Below are 5,641 nucleotides of genomic sequence, written 5' to 3'. Positions count from 1 at the left end.
ACCTAAGAAGAGCCGCTCAGATGGCAAAATAAAGGGGAAATCACAGGGAAGATTAGCAACTTCCTTGAAAATCCTTGATATATGCAGATAGATAAATCGAAAATATTGAGTTTTTCAGGGGAAACTATCTATGGGATAATTCTCATAAATAGGACTTTTACTATTTTTTAGATTGAAATGCTGCTTGGCATTCTTCCGGTGAATAATCCGGAGCATTTTGAGCCATCGTTCCGGTAAGTGAAAGCCACTGTTCCGGTTTTTTAGAGCCACCCTTCCGGACAAGAGAGCCACCCATCGTTTTTTCTTGTAGAATGTAGTTATACACTGTATCGCAGTGTAAATACATTCAAAGGAGGTCATTTTATGACCAAATACAGAGAAATTCTTAGGCTTTACAGCCAGGGAATCAGCCAGCGGAGTATTGCTACTAGCTGTGAATGCTCACGTAATACCGTATCTAAGGTAATTGCACGGGCAAAAGAACTTAAGCACTTTTAGTGTACTACAATCGCTGAAGGATATCAATGTACAACCTGAGCGACGAAAGTGTTCAATTTCAACGGACGGGATGTTCAACTGTTAACGGCTAGGGTGTTCATGTTGACCGACATATTCAGTAAGAGCGACCGCCTTCATCCCATATACTCGCCACATTTACTGTATGAGGTTCGGGTAGTGTTGGACTTTGTTTTGAATTGCAAACTCATCCGCCTCAAATCAGCCTCTTATGTGGTTCTTGTTCATCGAGCCGGGACTTTGCCTCCGGCTTCCTTCAGATTCCACCTCACGATGGACACCCTTGCCATTGGCTAATGGTTCCTACTACCAAGCCCATAGCGGACTTTCACCGCCAAGCTGTCGTCCATGCCGGGCGCACAATGCAAAAGTGGTTCCCAGCAGTTAAACACAAGTGGGAACCGCTATATATCCTATACTAACTTTATTAAAACTTGATTCGTTGTGAAAGAAATAATAGCTGCTGCCAAAAGGATAAATACATAAATTTCCTCGAAAATGTTTCCTTTAGTAGTACCTGTGTGTATAATTGGAATCCTCAATCTTATATTAAAAATTCCATAGGCTATTCTATATAACCAGAATTTTTTCATTTGGCCATGTAAGCCTATTTTTTTTAGAATCCTTGGTAATATAGATAGGGGTATTCCTTCTTCCGTAAAAATATCTGCGAGATATAAATGGCTAAAATACCCAATAAAAAAAGCATGTTGAAATTCCGGATATCCTATTCTTCTTGTAAGGTAAGATACTGCCAATGTAAACATGATCAAACCCTCCGCAGAATGAAACAGACTCCGATGGGGAAAGCTTACCGCAGCTATAAATAGGACTCCTACCAGATATAAATATGGATCTCTTATAAATCTATAGTTATAGTAAATAATCCATGCTCCTATTCCAGTATACAGCATAAACATTAGAAATCTTTTTAGAAATGCTCCCCCTTGATTAACCATAGATAAAATCTGATTATAGATGTATCCCACGATTGGAATATTCGATAATATTCTATCTCCTTTTTTCCCTAAACTTCCAAGAACTATAAATAATGTAGCAGATCCATAGGTAATCATAGATGCATATGGTGTTATCTTGTTATAAGTAGAGAGAAGTTGAATGAACTCCTTTCTAAAAAGCAATATTCCAATGCCAATACCGATAGTAAAAGCCGTACGCAGTATATTTTTCAATATGTTTTCCGTCGAATCTATAAATTGACTTGCTGTCTTTGTTACAGGATTCATTTGATTGATTTGACTATGTTGACTATCTACATCAGCCATCAAAGCCGCAAGGCCGGCCACACATGCTTGGGCTATGCTTACTTCTGCTTTACCTTTTCCAATCAACGGCATGGTTGCAATCAAGGGTACAGATCCTGCTATCAAATAGCTTAATATTCCTACTTTGAAATGGGTTCTTCCCATCATGTCCTTCACCATCCTTTAATGTGCTTTTCTTAATTCCCTACCGTTAAAGCTACAACAAATACACGTTTTCTCAACCATTTTGAACAGGGATTCTAAAATTCTTTTATCATATCTATGTTTTTCCTTTTCCATTATTTCCAAAGCCTTTTCAGTACTGAATGCCCTTCGGTATATTCTATCTGAAATCAAAGCATCATATACATCTGCCACCGTAAGTATTTTAGAAAGCTCTGGAATTTCTATCCCCTTAAGCCCATAGTAACCACTTCCATCCATGTATTCATGGTGGTATTTGATTATTTCCCCATATTTGCGCAAATTTATAAAGCTTGATACGATTTGGCTACTGTATAAGACGTGTAGCTTCATTACTTTCATTTCTTCCTCATTGAGTGGCCCTGGTTTATTTAGTATGGATGGTTTGACCCAAATTTTCCCGTAATCATGGTATAAGCCTGCCACCGCAACATCCAATTTTTTAGAATGACTATAATTCAAAATTTCCGCTATGCCGAAAGCAAGGACTCCTACTTTTTGACCGTGAACTAGGATATGCTTGGGTATTTCCGAAAAGTTAAACTTCTTTATGTGCCCATCTTCTAAGCTATGCATCCTACACCTCCTCTATAAATGTTCGCTGTATTTTCTCATAAATATGCAAAAATTTTTGTATAGAAAAGTGGTTCCCGTAGCTGGTTCCCATTTTTTCTTTCCCTTCATTGCCTATAGGGAATTTTTCTTTTGGAACCAGTGGGAACCACCTTTCGGGAACCAGTGTACATCAGTATAATTATTCGTTATTTTATGTATATCTTTGTATATTACTTTGCTCTATTTCTTGTTTTTTTCTTATTCATTAATGAATTGTAGCATTTTTTCCTGCGATTCAATCAATTGCTCTATATCTTCATCGGAAGCAACAATGATATATCTTCTATTTACATGCTTCTCTAGAATTTTTTCTTTAAGCATATCGTTGTAATGCTCTAAAACGGTGGATTTTCTTATACCTAATTCCCGCGTTAATTCATTGGATGAAGGGGCATAAATAATCACTTGCCCTTTTTGTTTGTTTTTTTCTTTTCGAATTTTATGTAATATTTGAAGTCTTATATATACGTCTGGATCAGAATTTTCATCCTCTTTATCTCCAAATAAATCATCTTTTTCTTCTCCCTGGAATATATCAAATTCCTCATATTCATCTTCTTTAACACTGGTTTCCTCGTTGAAATCACTGGCGGGAACCAGTTTTTCGATAAGCTTGCCCGACCCATGTTTGAATATTGGTTCATGATCTTTTTCTATTGCCTTTGAGACAAAAAAGGATTCTCTATGGTTTTCATCTTCCTTTCTATATATAGCTATAGAATCTGTTTTCTCTGTTTCGTTGCTTTGTTTTTTCATCCACTCTATCCAAAAATTTCGTATCCTCTCTATGGCCTGTTCCCTTTCATTCTCCGTCAATCCTACACTGGGGCTTTGGAATCGTACATAACCTCTTTCTTTTGATATATCAGCAATACCATCTCCTTTTCCCATAAGTTCTGTCTGAATCCCTTTATCCAATATAGTTCTATAATCAGCTGCAGAATTTAGCTCAAATACAATTCTACCGGGCAAATTTGCTTTAATAAGACCCGTAACCACATCCACAGAAGGTCTCTGCGTGGCAGTAATTAAATGAATCCCTGCTGCTCTAGCCTTCTGAACAATTCTTAATATGCTGGATTCTACCTCATTTTTCGCAACTGTCATTAGGTCTGCTAGCTCATCAATCAAAATAACAATCAGGGGAAGCTCTTCTTTTTGCCGGGGATATTTGCTGTAGAATTGATCAATATTTCTGCAATTTTTTTTACCTATGTAAGCGTATCTGCGATCCATTTCTCTGCACATTTCTTTTAATAGAATTGCAGAATCCCTAGGCTCTGTTGCAACCCTTAAAGTATGAGGAAATTCTTTAAATGCATCTAATTCTACAATCTTAGGATCTATTAATACTAATTTTAATTCTTTTGGTGATTTTGCCATTAACAAAGTAATTAAGGCTTGTTCATCAAATACAGATTTACCCGAACCGGTAGTTCCAGCAACAAGTAAGTGGGGCTCCTCTGCTAGGTCAATACATATAGGCTCACCGATAGGATTGACTCCTATAACAATAGGCAGCTTGGCCCTTCTAATATGTGCCTGTACTTTTGCATCTTTCAGTATATCCTTTAACACTACAAATCTTCTTTTTTCAAAAAATAAAACAATATTTATCATCCCTGCCCTAGCAGGTGTAATTTGAATTGAGGGTACAGAAAAGGCATGCATTAAATCCTCCGATTCGTTTCTTATTTTTGATATGGTAGTACCATCAGGTACCGTTATGGTGATCTGTACAGCTTGGGGCCCTTCCTTTACTGCCTTTACCCTTACTTCCTGTATATCTTCCTCATTCATGAGTCCAATTCTTTTGAATGCCCTTTTGACTGCATCTTCGTATTGGGCATTTGAAAGGACCTTGTTCTCCTTAAATTCTGTATTGTCAGGAAGAAGATCTAAAGGTACTATCAAGGAATAGGAGGCCTTCTCTTCCTGATGAATTATTTCTTGAATTTTATTTAGGCTTTTTTCTTGTTGCATTTTTTTGCTTTTATTAATACCTATACCGAAAAGGTGAAAAGGAGCCTTTATGGTAAACCATAGAACCTTTAGAAGATTTCTTCTCATTTTGCATAGGATGCACAAGCCTATAATGCCACCTGTTATGATAAAGCCGTAATACTGAACAAATGATAACAGCTTTGTAAACCCGGGGAAAATACTGATCATTTTTTTAAATGCTTCTATTCGAAGTAATGCCGTTGATAAAAATGCACTGCTTAAGGCGATGGCTGCTATATAAAAAATAAAGTTTATCGTCGCAATTTTAGCCCTTTCCGTTATTGGTATATCTTTCACTGTATCACCTCGCATATCTCAAGGTTTAAAAAAGATATAGGAGATCAAGCCCCTATATCCTTCAAACATAAATATTTAGATCTTTTTTAAAGTTTAAAGAATGTTAGCACACCAATCTCCTCATTGCCCATTTCATCAATTACTTTGATATACAATGTTTTAAGACCTACCCCTGATACCGGGATATTTATTGTTGGCGTATAGCTTCCTAAAACCGCTAGACACTACTGGATATTTATATATTTTATAACCTTCAAATCCCAAAAACTCTGAACCATTTGCTCTAGCAATAATGTCACCGGAATATAAAATATAAGGTGATGTCCTGGCTGAGCTACTAGAGTAGGTTGAGGTAAACTTTAAATAATATGTGCTTTCATCCTCAACAGAAAGAGTGTCCTTTATTATCAATATCAAATCACCACTGTTTGGATCAAGGGCATAAGTTAGCCATTCTGATTTGGAATCTAGCACATTATAGGTATAATCGATGGTTATCGTATCAGGATTAACTACATAAATTAATCTCCTTCTAGTGCTTGCATCTCCATTTATTCCTATAACATAAACTTTATTATTCTTGGAATTATACGCCACGCCTTTTACATTATAGATTTACGCTTCTAAAACTTAACCTATTTGTAATAGTTTCGTGCAAATACAAGTTGTTTAACTTTAGTAGTGTTTTCTCTAATATAAGTTTGAAATTCTTTGACTTTGTTTGATATTTCCTCAATGAT

At 36.3% G+C, this 5,641-nt stretch carries 5 protein-coding genes; 1 reads left to right on the top strand and 4 read right to left on the bottom strand.

What is annotated here, in order from left to right; translation table 11 throughout:
* Window positions 1–363: 363 nt before the first annotated feature.
* On the top strand, window positions 364–498 hold the full coding sequence (locus tag AN619_RS15635; protein ID WP_330382068.1) for a helix-turn-helix domain-containing protein: 135 nt from the start codon (window positions 364–366) through the stop codon (window positions 496–498).
* A gap of 431 nt (window positions 499–929) precedes the next feature.
* On the opposite strand, the gene AN619_RS10000 is transcribed toward AN619_RS15635, so the two are convergent.
* The 4 genes from AN619_RS10000 to AN619_RS15980 all read right to left on the bottom strand — a co-directional run bounded on the left by AN619_RS10000 (window position 930) and on the right by AN619_RS15980 (window position 5,498).
* Window positions 930–1,949: a metal-dependent hydrolase gene (locus AN619_RS10000; RefSeq protein WP_068556563.1), complete on the bottom strand. Its 1,020-nt coding sequence runs from the start codon at window positions 1,947–1,949 to the stop codon at window positions 930–932.
* 15 nt (window positions 1,950–1,964) lie between these two features.
* The gene (locus AN619_RS09995) at window positions 1,965–2,561 is read right to left on the bottom strand and encodes an HD-GYP domain-containing protein (RefSeq protein ID WP_068556562.1); all 597 of its coding nucleotides are present in this window, start codon (window positions 2,559–2,561) and stop codon (window positions 1,965–1,967) included.
* A 237-nt stretch (window positions 2,562–2,798) separates the two neighbouring features.
* Window positions 2,799–4,901 (bottom strand): FtsK/SpoIIIE domain-containing protein, encoded by a 2,103-nt coding sequence (locus tag AN619_RS09990; protein ID WP_068556560.1) that lies wholly within the window; start codon window positions 4,899–4,901, stop codon window positions 2,799–2,801.
* A 159-nt stretch (window positions 4,902–5,060) separates the two neighbouring features.
* Complete coding sequence (locus AN619_RS15980) at window positions 5,061–5,498, bottom strand: hypothetical protein (protein ID WP_157064979.1); 438 nt, start codon at window positions 5,496–5,498, stop codon at window positions 5,061–5,063.
* Window positions 5,499–5,641: the final 143 nt, after the last annotated feature.

Source organism: Thermotalea metallivorans, from assembly GCF_001562415.1.
GTDB lineage: Bacteria > Bacillota > Clostridia > Peptostreptococcales > Thermotaleaceae > Thermotalea > Thermotalea metallivorans.
The sequence above is the reverse complement of the archived record's forward strand: the minus strand, read 5'-3'. Positions and strand labels throughout refer to the sequence as shown.